Raw genomic sequence first — 15,644 nt, forward strand, 5'->3', positions numbered from 1 at the left:
TTTGCATGTCCGATTCCCGTTACCAGGTCGATGTCAGCGTCGTTACCCATTATCTGGCAGACCAGTCGCAACCCGAGCACGACCGCTTCGCCTTCGCCTACACCATCACCGTACAGAACAATGGCGAAAAGCCCGCCCGCCTGATGTCGCGGCACTGGGTGATCACCGACGGTGACGGGCATGTCGAAGAGGTTCGCGGCGCCGGTGTTGTCGGCCAGCAACCGCTGATCGAGGTCGGCAAAAGTCACACTTACAGCAGCGGCACAGTGATGACCACCAAGGTCGGCACCATGCAGGGCTCTTACGAAATGGTCGCCGACGATGGCAAGCATTTCGATGCGATCATCAAGCCTTTTCGCCTCGCCGTGCCTGGAGCCCTGCACTGATGACGACGTACGCCGTCGGCGACCTGCAAGGCTGCCTTGATCCGCTCAAGTGCTTGCTCAAGCAAGTCGCGTTCGACCCCAGGCTTGATCGGCTGTGGCTGGTCGGTGATCTGGTCAATCGCGGACCTCAGTCGCTGGAGACTCTGCGCTTTCTCTATGGCATGCGCGACTCACTGGTCTGCGTACTCGGCAACCACGATCTGCATCTGCTCGCCGCCGCCAACAACATCGAGCGCCTGAAGAAATCCGACACCCTGCGCGAGATTCTCGAAGCCCCCGATGCGGCTGACCTGCTCGAATGGCTGCGCCAGCAGAAACTCATGCACTACGACGAACAACGCGAAGTCGCCATGGTGCACGCGGGCATACCCCCGCAGTGGTCGTTGCGCAAGGCCTTGAAGTACGCCGCCGAAGCCGAAGCCGCGCTGCGCGACGACAACCTGTTTCCCTTGTACCTCGATGGCATGTACGGCAACGAGCCGGCGAAGTGGGACAGCGATCTCACCGGCGTGACCCGCCTGCGCGTGATCACCAACTATTTCACCCGCATGCGCTTCTGCACCGCCGACGGCAAGCTCGACCTCAAGAGCAAGGAAGGCCTCGACACCGCGCCACCGGGCTACAAACCGTGGTTTCAGCACAAGGAGCGCAAAACCCGTGGCCTGCGGATCATTTTCGGCCACTGGGCCGCACTGGAAGGCGATGTCCGCGAGCCGGGCGTCTCGGCACTGGACACCGGTTGTGTCTGGGGCGGCAGCCTGACCCTGATGAACGTCGACAGCGGCGAGCGCGTGTCGTGCAAATGCGATGAGCACGGCGGACTTGCCCCGACCGTCGCGCCACTTATCCCCGAAACGTCGCCAGTCAGCGTCCCGCGTTAGACTGCGCATTCTGCCGAGCTACAGGAACCCGCCATGAGCGAATTCAAACGAATCCCCCCGGAACAGGCCCAGGCCCTGCGTGAACAAGGCGCAGTGGTGGTCGACATCCGCGACCCGCAAACCTATGCCGCGTTGCACATCGCCGGCTCGACCCATCTGGATAACCACTCGATCTCGGAATTCATCCGTAACGCCGATCTCGACGCACCGTTGGTGGTGGTCTGCTATCACGGCAACTCCAGCCAGAACGCTGCGGCATACCTGATCAGCCAGGGCTTCTCCGACGTCTACAGCATGGACGGCGGCTTCGAGCTGTGGCGTACGACTTATCCTGCGGAAACCGCGCAAGGCGGCGCCGAATAATTTTTTTTCACGCGCAGGCCCCGGCTCACGTGGGCCTGCGCGCGACAGACGAACGGTCTGCCACAACTAATTACGTATCTCGCCTTTACCTCTCGAATTCCCAACTATCCTTAAGCCCAGGCCATCCAAAACAGGGGAGAGCCGGTACACCGGCGCACGGGTCATCGGGAGTGACTTTCAAGGTTGTCGACCGCGAAAGTGTTCTGGGGGGTAAACAAGCGGCCACCACGGCTGCTTGCCAGCATCGACTGAGTGATCCGGCGTCGGCTCCACGTATCGAGCGAGGTGACGTCATGAGTATCTTTAGCCACTTCCAACAACGCTTCGAGTCCACACGCCAGGAAGAACTCTCGCTGCAGGAGTACCTGGAGCTGTGCAAAAAGGATCGCAGCGCTTACGTTTCCGCCGCCGAGCGTCTACTGATGGCTATTGGCGAACCCGAGTTGCTCGATACGTCGACCAACTCGCGGCTGTCGCGGATCTTCTCCAACAAGGTGATTCGTCGCTATCCGGCCTTTGAAGACTTCCACGGGATGGAAGAATGCATCGACCAGATCGTTTCGTATTTCCGCCATGCCGCCCAAGGCCTGGAAGAGAAGAAACAGATTCTCTACCTGCTCGGCCCCGTCGGTGGCGGTAAATCGTCCCTGGCCGAGAAGCTGAAACAGTTGATGGAAAAAGTGCCCTTCTATGCGATCAAGGGCTCGCCGGTATTCGAATCACCTCTGGGTCTGTTCAACGCCACCGAAGATGGCGCGATCCTCGAGGAAGACTTCGGCATCCCGCGGCGCTACCTGAACACCATCATGTCGCCGTGGGCGACCAAACGCCTGGCTGAATTTGGCGGCGACATCAGCCAGTTCCGTGTGGTCAAGCTGTACCCGTCGATCCTCAATCAGATCGCCGTGGCCAAGACCGAACCGGGCGACGAGAACAACCAGGACATTTCCGCGCTGGTGGGCAAGGTCGACATCCGCAAACTCGAGGAATACCCACAGAACGACGCCGACGCCTACAGCTACTCCGGCGCGCTGTGCCGGGCCAACCAGGGCCTGATGGAGTTCGTCGAAATGTTCAAGGCACCGATCAAGGTGCTGCACCCATTGCTGACCGCCACCCAGGAAGGCAACTACAACAGTACCGAGGGTCTTGGGGCGATTCCGTTCACCGGGATCCTGCTCGCCCACTCCAACGAATCGGAATGGCACACCTTCCGCAACAACAAGAACAACGAAGCCTTCATCGACCGGATCTATATCGTCAAAGTGCCGTACTGCCTGCGGGTCAGTGACGAAGTGAAGATCTACGACAAGTTGCTGTTCAACAGCTCCCTGGCCAAGGCTCACTGCGCGCCAGACACTCTGAAGATGCTGGCGCAGTTCACTGTGCTGTCGCGCCTCAAGGAGCCGGAAAACTCCAACATCTATTCGAAGATGCGCGTCTACGACGGGGAAAACCTCAAGGACACCGATCCGAAGGCCAAGTCGATTCAGGAATACCGCGACTCGGCCGGCGTCGACGAAGGCATGAACGGTCTGTCGACCCGCTTTGCCTTCAAGATCCTGTCCAAAGTGTTCAACTTCGATCCGCATGAAATCGCCGCCAACCCGGTACACCTGCTGTACGTGCTGGAACAGCAGATCGAACAGGAACAGTTCCAGGCTGAAACCCGTGAACGCTACCTGCGCTACCTCAAGGAGTACCTGGCGCCGCGTTATATCGAATTCATCGGCAAGGAGATCCAGACCGCTTACCTGGAGTCTTACAGCGAGTACGGGCAGAACATCTTCGACCGCTACGTGCTGTATGCGGACTTCTGGATTCAGGATCAGGAATACCGCGATCCGGAAACCGGCGAGATTCTCAACCGCGTCGCCTTGAACGAAGAACTGGAGAAAATCGAGAAACCGGCCGGCATCAGCAATCCGAAGGACTTCCGCAACGAGATCGTCAACTTCGTGTTGCGCGCCCGAGCCAACAACAACGGCAAGAACCCGACCTGGCTCAGCTACGAAAAACTGCGGGTGGTCATCGAGAAGAAAATGTTCTCGAACACCGAAGACCTGCTGCCAGTCATCAGCTTCAATGCCAAGGCCAGCAAAGAGGATCAACAGAAACACAACGACTTCGTTACTCGAATGGTCGAACGCGGCTACACCGACAAACAGGTACGACTGCTGTCCGAGTGGTACCTGCGAGTCAGAAAGTCACAGTAAACCGCGGCCGGTAAGACCGGTTGTCGTCAGCCCGAGGCCTGTGCCCGCATTTTCTGCTACACAGGCCTCTGGAAGGGGTCCGCAAGTCGGTAGCGAGGTACAGGCAGCATCCAGAGCGCTTGGGGGAGCGTGTACGTCCCTTGGCATTCGGCTCAATGCTGCATGACCGCTCCCGCCTTTGCAGGACAGCTTCTAAGGAGCAGTCATGAGCTATGTGATCGACCGACGTCTCAATGGCAAGAACAAGAGCACGGTGAACCGCCAGCGCTTTCTGCGGCGTTACCGTGATCACATCAAGAAGGCTGTCGAAGAGGCGGTCAGCCGGCGTTCCATCACGGACATGGAATACGGTGAACAGATCAGCATTCCCGGTCGCGACATCGACGAACCGGTGCTTCACCACGGTCGCGGCGGCAAGCAGACCGTGGTTCACCCCGGCAACAAGGAATTCACTGCCGGCGAACACATCGCCCGGCCACCGGGAGGCGGCGGCGGACGCGGCCCCGGCAAGGCTGGCAATTCCGGCGAGGGCATGGACGAATTCGTTTTCCAGATCACTCAGGAAGAATTCCTCGAATTCATGTTCGAAGACCTCGAACTGCCGAATCTGGTGAAACGCAATCTCAGCGGGACCGACACATTCAAGACCGTGCGCGCCGGGATCAGCAACGAAGGCAACCCGTCGCGGATCAATATCATCCGCACCCTGCGCTCGGCCCATGCCCGGCGCATTGCCCTGTCCGGCAGCAGCCGCGCCAAGCTGCGCGAGGCCAAAGAGGAACTGGCGCGATTAAAACGCGAAGAGCCGGACAACTTCGGCGATATTCAGGAGCTCGAGGCAGAAATCGAAAAGCTCAGCGCGCGCATCCACCGGGTGCCGTTTCTCGATACGTTCGACCTCAAATACAACCTGCTGGTCAAGCAGCCCAACCCCAGCTCCAAAGCGGTGATGTTCTGCCTGATGGACGTATCCGGTTCGATGACCCAGGCCACCAAGGACATCGCCAAACGCTTTTTCATCCTGCTGTACCTGTTCCTCAAACGTAACTACGACAAGATCGATGTGGTGTTCATCCGCCACCACACCAGCGCCCGGGAAGTGGACGAGGAAGAGTTCTTCTACTCGCGGGAAACCGGCGGCACCATCGTCTCCAGCGCCTTGAAACTGATGCAGGAGATCATGGCCGAGCGTTATCCGAGCAACGAATGGAACATCTACGCCGCGCAGGCTTCCGACGGTGACAACTGGAACGACGATTCACCGATCTGCCGCGACATCCTGATCAACCAGATCATGCCGTTTGTGCAGTACTACACTTATGTGGAGATCACCCCACGCGAACACCAGGCCCTCTGGTACGAATACGAACGCATCGCCGAAGCTTTTTCCGACACGTTTGCCCAGCAGCAGCTGGTCTCGGCCGGGGATATTTATCCGGTCTTCCGTGAACTCTTCCAGCGCAGGTTAGTGACATGACCGCCAAAGAGCAGAAGCGCCAACCCATTTCCACCGGCTCCGAATGGACGTTCGAGCTGATTCAGGCCTACGACCGCGAGATCGCCCGGATTGCGGCCCGGTACGCTCTGGATACTTACCCCAACCAGATCGAAGTGATCACCGCCGAGCAGATGATGGACGCCTATGCCTCGGTTGGCATGCCACTGGGCTATCACCACTGGTCCTACGGCAAACACTTCCTCAGCACCGAGAAATCCTACAGCCGCGGACAGATGGGGCTGGCCTACGAGATCGTGATCAACTCCGACCCGTGCATCGCCTACCTGATGGAGGAAAACACCATCTGCATGCAGGCGCTGGTGGTGGCGCACGCGTGCTATGGCCACAACAGCTTCTTCAAGGGCAACTACCTGTTCCGCACCTGGACCGACGCCAGCTCGATCATCGATTACCTGGTGTTCGCCAAGCAGTACATCATGCAGTGCGAGGAGCGCCACGGTATCGATGCGGTAGAAGATCTGCTCGATTCCTGCCATGCGCTGATGAACTACGGCGTCGACCGCTACAAGCGTCCGTATCCGATTTCTGCTGAAGAGGAACGTCGGCGGCAGAAGGACCGCGAAGAGCACATGCAAAAGCAGATCAACGATCTGTGGCGCACCATTCCCAAAGGCGCAGACAAATACAGCGACAAGGACAACGCCCGCTTCCCGGCCGAACCGCAGGAAAACATCCTGTATTTCATCGAGAAGCACGCACCGTTGCTGGAGCCGTGGCAGCGGGAAATCGTGCGCATCGTGCGCAAGATCGCCCAGTATTTTTATCCACAGCGTCAGACGCAGGTGATGAACGAAGGCTGGGCCACGTTCTGGCACTACACGCTGATGAACGACCTGTATGACGAAGGCCTGGTGACCGACGGCTTCATGATGGAATTCCTTACCTCGCACACCAGCGTGGTGTTCCAGCCAGGTTTCGACAGCCCTTATTACAGCGGAATCAACCCCTACGCACTGGGCTTTGCGATGTATCGCGACATCCGCCGCATGTGCGAAAACCCTACCGAGGAAGACCGGCGCTGGTTCCCGGACATTGCCGGTTCCGACTGGCTCTCGACCATCAAGTTCGCCATGAGCAGCTTCAAGGACGAAAGCTTCATCCTGCAGTACTTGTCACCCAAGGTCATCCGCGACCTCAAGCTGTTCAGCATCCTCGATGACGACCAGAAGGACGATTTGCTGGTGCCGGCGATCCACGACGAAACCGGTTACCGGATCATCCGTGAAACCCTGGCGGCGCAGTACAACCTCGGCAACCGTGAGCCGAACGTGCAGATCTACAGCATCGACCGACGCGGCGACCGCTCGCTGACCTTGCGTCACCAGCAACACGACCGTAAACCGCTGGGCGACTCCACCGATGAGGTACTCAAGCATCTGCACCGGCTGTGGGGCTTCGACATTCATCTGGAAACCCTGCAGGGCGACCAGATCATGAAAACCCACCACGTGCCGCCACGCAGTGAACACAGCGAAGGTGATTACGGTCGACTCGACCTGGCCGTGATTCATCTCTAGTTGCGGTTCTGACCTCCGAAAGTCCGACACAAGGTTTATCCTGTCGGGCTAACGGAGGTTTTTTATGCAGATTTTCAAGGTTGGCGGTGCGGTACGCGATCGCTTGCTCGGGTTACCGGTGACCGATATTGATTGGGTTGTGGTCGGCGCCACGGCGGAGGAGATGCTCGCCAAGGGTTATCGCCCGGTTGGCGCGGATTTTCCGGTATTCCTTCACCCGCAAACCGGCGAGGAATATGCTCTCGCCCGCAACGAACGCAAAAGCGGTCGCGGTTATGGCGGCTTCATCTTTCACGCCAGCCCCGAAGTCACCCTTGAAGAGGACCTGATCCGCCGCGACCTGACCATCAATGCAATGGCCGAGGATGACCAACAGAATCTGACCGATCCCTATCATGGCCAGCGCGATCTCGAAGCGCGCATCCTGCGTCACGTTTCCCCCGCATTTGCCGAAGATCCGCTCCGGGTACTGCGCGTTGCGCGCTTTGCCGCGCGTTATGCCGGACTGGGTTTCACCGTCGCCCCAGAAACGCTGGAACTGATGCGTCAGCTCAGCGAATCCGGCGAGCTGGAAGCGTTGACCGCCGAGCGCAGCTGGAAAGAAATCTCCCGCGCGCTTATGGAGGATCAGCCACAGGTATTCATTCAGGTACTTCGCGACTGCGGCGCGCTGAAAGTACTGATGCCGGAAGTTGACGCGCTGTTTGGTGTGCCGCAACCGGAGGCGCATCACCCGGAAATCGATACCGGGCTCCACACACTCAGCGTGCTGGAACAGTCAGCGCTGCACAAGCAACCGCTAACCGTACGCTGGGCCTGTCTGCTCCACGATCTTGGCAAAGGCCTGACTCCTGAAGAAGCCTGGCCACGGCACATCGCCCACGAACACACGGGGTTGAAGCTGATCAAAGCGGTCAACGAACGCTTCAAGGCGCCAAAGGACTGTCAGGAACTGGCGTTGCTGGTTGGCCAGTACCACACCCACGGCCACCGCGCCCTGGAGCTGAAGGCATCGACCTTGCTGGAGCTTTTGCAGAGCTTTGACGTGTATCGTCGCCCGCAGCGTTTCGAGGAGTTCATCGTCGCGTGCGAGATGGATGCGCGCGGACGCAAGGGGCTGGAACAGCGCAGTTATCCACAGGCCGATTATCTGCGTGGGGCGGCCGATGTGGCACGCGGGGTGGCGGTGCAGCCGCTGCTGGAGAAGGGCTTTAAAGGGCCGGAGCTTGGGGAAGCGCTTAAACGCGAGCGACTCAAGGCGTTGAAGGCGTACAAAGAGAACGCTTGAAACAAGATCAAAAGATCGCAGCCTGCGGCAGCTCCTACATGGAAACGCGAATCCCTGTGTAGGCGTTGCCGCAGGCTGCGATCCTTTGCTTTTAAAGACTCGGCGGGGTCAATTGCTCGCCCCGCCATTCAAATCCCACCGGTGCCAACACCTGATCAATCTGCGCCTCGGCCCACAATGTCGCGAAGTTTTTTCCCACACCCGGATGCACCCGATCCGGCGCAATCAGCGACAGCGGCCACAGCACAAAGGCGTTTTTCAGAATTTCGGCACGCGGCAGGATCAAACCATCGAAATTACCCGTCAGATTGCCGTACAACAGCACGTCGATATCCAGCGGCAGCCCTTTGCGATCAGGGGCATAGCGACCATTATCGGCCTCGATGAATTTCAGGCGTCGATCCAGTTCCATCAACGGCAGATCGGTAAACGCCGAGACCACGAAATTGAAGAACGGCCCGCTCTTGATTCCCACCGGCTGGCTCTCGAACACCGCCGAACAGCGGATATCCACCAGAAATGTCGCCAAAGCGTCGAGCCCGGCGCGCAAATGGGTTTCGCGCTCGATATTGCTACCGAGCCCGAGGTACACCTGAGTCAGCGACATCCGCGCTCGATCTCCACACCCACGCCACCCTTGGCGGCCGGCACGGCGCCCGGCTTGGTCAGTTTCAGGCGAACCCAGGTAATCTTGAACTCGGTCATCAGCACTTCGACCAGACGCTCGGCAAAGGTCTCGACCAATTGATATTGCGCTTGTTCGGCAAAGGCCTGGATGCGCGTGGAAACGCTGGCGTAATCGAGCGCCAGAGTCAGGTCGTCACCGGCCGCAGCCGGACGATTGTCCCAGGCGAAGCTCAGATCAAGACGCAAGCACTGACGGATGCCGCGCTCCCAGTCATAGGCACCGATCACGGTGTCGACTTCCAGGCCCTCGATAAACACTCTGTCCAAGCACTTTTCTCCGCTGCACGACAAGGGCGCAATGCGCCGTTAGAATCAGGGCGTCCTCGCCCGGAATAGTTAGCATGTTTTGGTTACTGGCGACCCTCGCCTACCTGCTCGGCTCTCTGTCCTTCGCCATTTTGCTCAGCCGCCTGACCGGAAATCCGGACCCGCGAATGAGTGGCTCGGGTAATGCCGGCGCCACCAACATGCTGCGCCTGGCCGGTCGCAAACTGGCGATCCTGACCTTGCTCGGTGATCTGTGCAAAGGCCTGCTGCCGGTGCTGATCGCAGCAGCCGCTGGCCTTTCGCTGCAGGATCAGGCCTGGATCGGCGTGTGCGCCGTGATCGGTCACCTGTTCCCGCTGTATTTCCGTTTTCGCGGCGGCAAAGGCGTCGCCACGGCTGCCGGCATGCTGCTGGGCCTGTATCCACTCGCCGCGCTGCTGGCGGTGTGCGCCTGGCTGCTGACGTTCTACCTGACCCGTACCAGCTCGCTGGCGGCGCTGATCGCCACGCCCCTGACCTTGCCCCTACTTGCATGGCAAGAGCCGGAGGCGCTGCTGCCGATGAGCGCGCTGACGCTTCTGATCGTCTGGCGCCACCGCGGCAATCTACGCGACCTGTTTGCCGGGCGCGAACGGCATTTTTAAATACCGCCCATGAGCGCCGCACATTACAGCGCCGACAACTGCTCCATCGGCCAGCGCGCCTGCACGCTGATCGCCAGACTTTCCTGCTGACCGGCCTGCAAACGCTGACAACCGGCAAACGCGATCATCGCGCCATTGTCGGTGCAAAACTCGGGACGGGCGTAAAACACATCACCCTTCATATCACCGAGCATCTTTTCCAGCGAAACACGCAAGGCCTTGTTGGCACTGACACCGCCAGCGATCACCAGACGTTTCATGCCTGCCTGTTTCAGAGCCCGTTTGCATTTGATGGTCAAAGTCTCCACCACGGCCTGCTGGAACGCCAGCGCAATGTCGCAACGGGCTTGCTCGCTGTCGTCCCCGGCGCTGACGCATTGTTGCCAGGTGTTGAGGGCAAAGGTCTTCAAGCCGCTGAAGCTGAAATCCAGGCCCGGGCGATCACACATCGGACGCGGGAAGGTGAAACGTCCCGCAACGCCCTTCTCGGCCAGTTTGGCGATTTCCGGCCCGCCCGGATAATTGAGGCCCATCATTTTCGCGGTTTTGTCGAACGCCTCACCGGCGGCATCGTCGAGGGTCTCGCCGAGCAGGCTGTATTGGCCAATGCCATCGACCTGAACCAGTTGCGTGTGCCCACCGGACACCAACAAAGCGACGAACGGAAATTCCGGCGGTTTGGGCTCCAGCATCGGCGCCAGCAAGTGGCCCTCCATGTGGTGCACACCGAGTGCCGGAATACCCCAGGCAAACGCCAGCGCCTGAGCGCACGAGGCACCGACCAGCAGCGCGCCGACCAGGCCCGGGCCCGCGGTGTAGGCGATCGCATCGATCTCGGTCGGCACGCAGTCGGCCTCGGCCAACACCTGACGAATCAAGGGCAGCATGCGTTTGACGTGGTCACGCGAGGCCAGCTCCGGCACCACGCCGCCATAGACGCGGTGCAGGTCGATCTGGCTGAACAGCGCGTCGGCCAGCAGGCCGCGTTCACTGTCGTATAATGCGACGCCGGTTTCGTCGCAGGAGGTTTCTAATCCCAGTACTAGCATGGGTTTGCGCCTTGTTTAGGCTGAATTCGAAGGCGCGCATAATAGTCGCCACGCGATGCCCCGACTAGCGGTTTTCGATCAGAGGCTTTGCATTCCGAGCGATGAGGGGTTAACATCCGCAACCCTTAAAAACCGACGTCTTCAAGTGCTCTTTTGCCGCGAGGATGTTGACCCCGGTAATGAATGAAGGTAGCTCTGGATGCCAGCCGTCAAAGTTAAAGAGAACGAACCCTTCGACGTAGCTCTGCGTCGTTTCAAGCGCTCCTGCGAAAAAGCCGGTGTACTGGCTGAAGTTCGTAGCCGCGAATTTTACGAGAAGCCAACTTCTGAGCGTAAGCGCAAAGCAGCAGCCGCTGTTAAGCGTCACGCCAAGAAAGTTCAGCGCGAACAGCGCCGCGCCGTTCGTCTGTACTAATACACAGACGTTCGTAGCAAGCTTCTTGCCTAAGCCCGGCCTTCAGCCGGGCTAATGGCATTTGCGTAAAACGCTTGATGCTTCACCGTCGAAGCCGCACACGCGACCGAGACAAATCTGCTTCACGCGTCAGACCTGGCTCTTTTGCCAGCGGTGCACGTCTTTTCTGACGAGTCTTTCAAGGCTACTGACGAGCACACCCACTGATTCCTCTCACGACGACCAGCCCAAGGCACCTCCATGCGTGCCCGCTTTATTGAGCTATCCGAGGCCATTTATCGGCCGTCAGCGGATTCAGCGCAACACTTTCAAATAGTCGAAGACTGATGGGTACTAACGTCAGTGGATTTTCGGCAGATACACTTCCCGACAGCGATTATGCAGCCGACCGGTCGAACCGCCCATTTTGTGCGCTTCACTCAAGACCTGTGCCCGGCCGCCCTTCGCATCGGACTCATTACAGCGCAGACGAGAACGCCATGGCCGGGCTGATTCCCCAGAGCTTTATTGACGACCTCCTGAACCGCACCGACATCGTCGACGTGGTCAGCTCGCGCGTGCAACTGAAAAAGGCCGGCAAGAACTACACCGCCTGCTGCCCGTTCCACAAAGAGAAAACCCCGTCGTTCAGCGTCAGCCCCGACAAGCAGTTCTATTACTGCTTCGGCTGCGGCGCCGGCGGCAACGCCCTCGGCTTTCTCATGGACCACGACAACCTGGATTTCCCCCAGGCTGTCGAGGACTTGGCCAAAGCCGCCGGCATGGAAGTCCCCCGCGAAGAAAGCGGCCGTCCGCACAAACCGCGACAGCCAACCGACTCGCCGCTGTATCCGCTGCTCACCGCCGCCGCCGACTTCTACCGCCAGGCGCTCAAGAGCCATCCAGCGCGCAAGGCTGCGGTGGATTACCTCAAGGGCCGCGGCCTGACCGGCGAGATCGCCCGGGACTTCGGTCTCGGCTTTGCGCCGCCGGGCTGGGACAATCTGTTCAAGCACTTGAGCAGCGACACCTTGCAGCAGAAGGCCATGATCGACGCCGGCCTGCTGATCGAGAACGCCGAAACCGGCAAACGCTATGACCGCTTCCGCGATCGCGTGATGTTCCCGATCCGCGATACCCGTGGCCGGATCATCGCTTTCGGTGGCCGGGTACTGGGTGACGACAAGCCGAAATACCTGAACTCGCCGGAAACCCCGGTCTTCCATAAAGGCCAGGAACTCTACGGCCTCTACGAAGCACGCAAGAACAACCGCAACCTCGACGAAATCATCGTCGTCGAGGGTTACATGGACGTCATCGCCCTCGCCCAGCAAGGCTTGCGCAATGCCGTCGCAACCTTGGGCACGGCGACCAGCGAAGAGCACCTCAAGCGCCTGTTTCGCGTCGTGCCCAACGTTCTGTTCTGCTTCGATGGCGACCAGGCTGGCCGCAATGCTGCATGGCGCGCACTGGAAGCGACACTGCCGTGCCTGCAGGACGGGCGCCGTGCGCGCTTCCTGTTTCTACCCGAAGGCGAAGACCCGGATACGCTGGTTCGCGCCGAAGGCACTGACGCCTTCAAGGCTCGCATCAATCAGCATGCGCAGCCGCTGGCAGACTATTTCTTCCAGCAACTGACCGAGGAAGCCGATCCGCGCTCGCTCGAAGGCAAGGCCCACATGGCTACCCTCGCCGCGCCGCTGATCGACAAAGTGCCCGGCGCCAACTTGCGCATTCTGATGCGTCAGCGCCTGACCGAAATCACCGGCCTGAGCAGCGAAACGGTCAGCCAGCTTGCGCAAAGTGCGCCGCAGGAAGCTCCTCCGGCCTACGATCCGGGCATCGATTACGACGCAATGCCGGACTACAGCGACTACCATCAGCCGCAGGCACAGGACATGTATGTGCCGCAGCAGGAGTGGACGCCAAAGAAACCCGGCGCCGGCGGCAAGAAATGGGACAAGAAACCCTGGGACAAGAACGGCAAGCGTGGCGGCGATCGCGATCAACAGCGCCCACGCACGCCGATTGGTGTCGAGTCGCCGACGCTGACCGCCCTGCGTACATTGCTGCACCACCCGCAACTGGCCGAACGCGTCGAAGACGCCGGACACATTGCGGACGAAAATCAGACCAATGCCCAGTTGCTTGTGGCGCTGCTCGAAGCCGTACAGAAGAATCCCAAGCTAAACTCATTTCAGTTGATCGCGCGATGGCATGGCACTGAACAGGGTCGCTTGCTCAAGGCGTTGGCGGAAAAGGAGTGGCTGATTGACGGAGAAAACCTTGAACAACAGTTTTTCGACACCATTACTAGCTTGTCAGCCCGCCAACGCGAGCGAAATCTGGAACAGTTGCTCAGGAAAGCGCGTCAAAGCGAACTGAGCGCCGAAGAGAAAAATCAACTGCGCGACCTACTAAGTCGCAATGTTTCCGCATCAAACCCGACCTCAACTGGCGCGTGAGGTCATAGCTCAGGTATAATCCTCGGCTTGTTTTTTGCCCGCCAAGACCTTCAGTGGATAGGGTGTTATGTCCGGAAAAGCGCAACAGCAGTCTCGTATTATTGAGTTGATCAAACTGGGTCGTGAGCAGAAGTATCTGACTTACGCCGAGGTCAACGACCACCTGCCCGAGGATATTTCAGATCCGGAGCAGGTGGAAGACATCATCCGCATGATTAACGACATGGGGATCCCCGTACACGAGAGTGCTCCGGATGCGGACGCCCTTATGTTGGCCGACGCCGATACCGACGAGGCCGCTGCGGAAGAAGCAGCCGCCGCGTTGGCCGCGGTGGAGACCGATATCGGTCGCACCACTGACCCGGTGCGCATGTACATGCGTGAAATGGGTACGGTCGAGCTTCTGACTCGTGAAGGCGAAATCGAAATCGCCAAGCGTATCGAAGAAGGCATCCGTGAAGTGATGAGCGCTATCGCGCACTTCCCAGGCACGGTTGACCACATTCTCTCCGAGTACACTCGCGTCACCACCGAAGGTGGTCGCCTGTCCGACGTTCTGAGCGGTTACATCGACCCGGACGACGGCATTGCGCCGCCTGCTGCCGAAGTGCCACCGCCGATCGACGCGAAAGCCGCCAAGGCTGACGACGATACCGACGACGATGACGCCGAAGCTTCGGATGACGAAGAAGAAGCCGAAAGCGGTCCGGATCCGGTCATCGCTGCCCAGCGTTTCGGCGCTGTCTCCGACCAGATGGAAATCACCCGCAAGGCCCTGAAAAAGCACGGTCGTCACAACAAGGCCGCCGTTGCCGAGTTGCTGGCCCTTGCCGAGCTGTTCATGCCGATCAAACTGGTGCCGAAGCAATTCGAAGCCCTGGTCGAGCGTGTTCGCAGTGCCCTTGATCGCCTGCGTCAGCAAGAGCGCGCGATCATGCAACTGTGCGTCCGTGATGCACGTATGCCACGCGCCGATTTCCTGCGTCAGTTCCCGGGCAATGAAGTCGACGAAAGCTGGTCCGACGCCCTGGCCAAGGGCAAGAGCAAATACGCCGAAGCCATTGGTCGCGTGCAGCCAGACATCATCCGTTGCCAGCAGAAGCTGATTGCGCTGGAAACCGAAACCGGTCTGACCATCGCTGAAATCAAGGACATCAACCGTCGCATGTCGATCGGTGAGGCCAAGGCCCGCCGCGCGAAGAAAGAGATGGTTGAAGCCAACTTGCGTCTGGTGATCTCGATCGCCAAGAAGTACACCAACCGCGGCCTGCAATTCCTCGATCTGATCCAGGAAGGCAACATCGGTCTGATGAAAGCGGTGGACAAGTTCGAATACCGTCGTGGTTACAAGTTCTCGACTTATGCCACCTGGTGGATCCGTCAGGCGATCACTCGCTCGATCGCCGACCAGGCTCGCACCATCCGTATTCCGGTGCACATGATCGAGACGATCAACAAGCTCAACCGCATTTCCCGCCAGATGCTGCAGGAAATGGGTCGCGAACCGACTCCGGAAGAGCTGGGCGAACGCATGGAAATGCCTGAGGACAAGATCCGCAAGGTGTTGAAGATCGCTAAAGAGCCGATCTCCATGGAAACCCCGATCGGTGATGACGAAGACTCTCATCTGGGTGACTTCATCGAAGACTCGACCATGCAGTCGCCAATCGATGTGGCAACCGTTGAAAGCCTGAAAGAAGCAACCCGCGAAGTGCTGTCCGGCCTCACTGCCCGTGAAGCCAAAGTACTGCGCATGCGCTTCGGTATCGACATGAACACCGACCACACACTCGAAGAAGTGGGCAAACAGTTTGACGTAACGCGCGAGCGGATCCGTCAGATCGAAGCCAAGGCGCTGCGCAAGCTGCGCCACCCGACGCGAAGCGAGCATCTGCGCTCCTTCCTCGACGAGTGATACCAGAACCCCCGGCCCAGGCCGGGGGTTTTGTTTATACGGCAGATTAAATC

Annotated in this window: 14 protein-coding genes; 11 read left to right on the plus strand and 3 right to left on the minus strand. The window is 59.2% G+C overall.

The window, feature by feature from the left end; all coding sequences use genetic code 11:
• Positions 1 to 5: 5 nt before the first annotated feature.
• The 7 genes from apaG to HXW87_RS00295 all read left to right on the plus strand — a co-directional run bounded on the left by apaG (position 6) and on the right by HXW87_RS00295 (position 8,170).
• Positions 6 to 386, plus strand: coding sequence for a Co2+/Mg2+ efflux protein ApaG (gene apaG / locus HXW87_RS00265; protein WP_047296984.1), 381 nt, complete (start codon positions 6 to 8; stop codon positions 384 to 386).
• Positions 386 to 1,267, plus strand: a complete 882-nt coding sequence (locus tag HXW87_RS00270; protein ID WP_047296986.1) for a symmetrical bis(5'-nucleosyl)-tetraphosphatase — start codon at positions 386 to 388, stop codon at positions 1,265 to 1,267. The genes apaG and HXW87_RS00270 overlap by 1 nt, the downstream gene beginning before the upstream one ends.
• Positions 1,268 to 1,300: 33 nt before the next feature.
• A complete protein-coding gene (glpE, locus tag HXW87_RS00275) occupies positions 1,301 to 1,630 on the plus strand; it encodes a thiosulfate sulfurtransferase GlpE (protein ID WP_041070058.1) in 330 nt (109 codons plus the stop codon).
• Between the two features lie 293 nt (positions 1,631 to 1,923).
• Positions 1,924 to 3,846 carry a PrkA family serine protein kinase gene (locus tag HXW87_RS00280; protein WP_003228848.1) on the plus strand — a complete coding sequence of 641 codons (1,923 nt, stop codon included), beginning with the start codon at positions 1,924 to 1,926 and terminating at the stop codon, positions 3,844 to 3,846.
• A 205-nt stretch (positions 3,847 to 4,051) separates the two neighbouring features.
• Positions 4,052 to 5,323: a YeaH/YhbH family protein gene (locus tag HXW87_RS00285; protein WP_239778287.1), complete on the plus strand. Its 1,272-nt coding sequence runs from the start codon at positions 4,052 to 4,054 to the stop codon at positions 5,321 to 5,323.
• Complete coding sequence (locus tag HXW87_RS00290) at positions 5,320 to 6,882, plus strand: SpoVR family protein (RefSeq protein WP_047296987.1); 1,563 nt, start codon at positions 5,320 to 5,322, stop codon at positions 6,880 to 6,882. The genes HXW87_RS00285 and HXW87_RS00290 overlap by 4 nt, the downstream gene beginning before the upstream one ends.
• 64 nt (positions 6,883 to 6,946) lie before the next feature.
• A complete protein-coding gene (locus HXW87_RS00295; protein ID WP_239778288.1) occupies positions 6,947 to 8,170 on the plus strand; it encodes a multifunctional CCA addition/repair protein in 1,224 nt (407 codons plus the stop codon).
• Between the two features lie 91 nt (positions 8,171 to 8,261).
• Here HXW87_RS00295 and folK read toward each other — a convergent pair whose 3' ends face one another.
• Both folK and folB read right to left on the minus strand, forming a co-directional pair.
• On the minus strand, positions 8,262 to 8,777 hold the full coding sequence (gene folK, locus HXW87_RS00300) for a 2-amino-4-hydroxy-6-hydroxymethyldihydropteridine diphosphokinase (protein WP_239778289.1): 516 nt from the start codon (positions 8,775 to 8,777) through the stop codon (positions 8,262 to 8,264).
• Positions 8,768 to 9,124 carry a dihydroneopterin aldolase gene (gene folB, locus HXW87_RS00305; protein ID WP_041070044.1) on the minus strand — a complete coding sequence of 119 codons (357 nt, stop codon included), beginning with the start codon at positions 9,122 to 9,124 and terminating at the stop codon, positions 8,768 to 8,770. Before folB ends, folK begins: the two co-directional genes overlap by 10 nt.
• Positions 9,125 to 9,198: 74 nt before the next feature.
• Here folB and plsY point away from each other — a divergent pair, with 74 nt between their 5' ends.
• Positions 9,199 to 9,768 (plus strand): glycerol-3-phosphate 1-O-acyltransferase PlsY, encoded by a 570-nt coding sequence (gene plsY, locus HXW87_RS00310; protein ID WP_239778290.1) that lies wholly within the window; start codon positions 9,199 to 9,201, stop codon positions 9,766 to 9,768.
• A gap of 23 nt (positions 9,769 to 9,791) precedes the next feature.
• On the opposite strand, the gene tsaD is transcribed toward plsY, so the two are convergent.
• Positions 9,792 to 10,817, minus strand: coding sequence for a tRNA (adenosine(37)-N6)-threonylcarbamoyltransferase complex transferase subunit TsaD (gene tsaD / locus HXW87_RS00315; RefSeq protein WP_039768071.1), 1,026 nt, complete (start codon positions 10,815 to 10,817; stop codon positions 9,792 to 9,794).
• Positions 10,818 to 11,016: 199 nt separating this feature from the next.
• Here tsaD and rpsU point away from each other — a divergent pair, with 199 nt between their 5' ends.
• The 3 genes from rpsU to rpoD all read left to right on the plus strand — a co-directional run bounded on the left by rpsU (position 11,017) and on the right by rpoD (position 15,591).
• Entirely contained in the window at positions 11,017 to 11,232 is a 216-nt protein-coding gene (gene rpsU, locus HXW87_RS00320) for a 30S ribosomal protein S21 (protein ID WP_002551877.1), read from the plus strand.
• Positions 11,233 to 11,711: 479 nt separating this feature from the next.
• Entirely contained in the window at positions 11,712 to 13,676 is a 1,965-nt protein-coding gene (gene dnaG / locus HXW87_RS00325) for a DNA primase (RefSeq protein WP_041070033.1), read from the plus strand.
• A 67-nt stretch (positions 13,677 to 13,743) separates the two neighbouring features.
• Entirely contained in the window at positions 13,744 to 15,591 is a 1,848-nt protein-coding gene (gene rpoD / locus HXW87_RS00330; protein WP_041070030.1) for an RNA polymerase sigma factor RpoD, read from the plus strand.
• Positions 15,592 to 15,644 lie beyond the last annotated feature (53 nt).

It is taken from the genome of Pseudomonas sp. Y5-11 (assembly GCF_022368695.1).
GTDB lineage: Bacteria > Pseudomonadota > Gammaproteobacteria > Pseudomonadales > Pseudomonadaceae > Aquipseudomonas > Aquipseudomonas parakoreensis.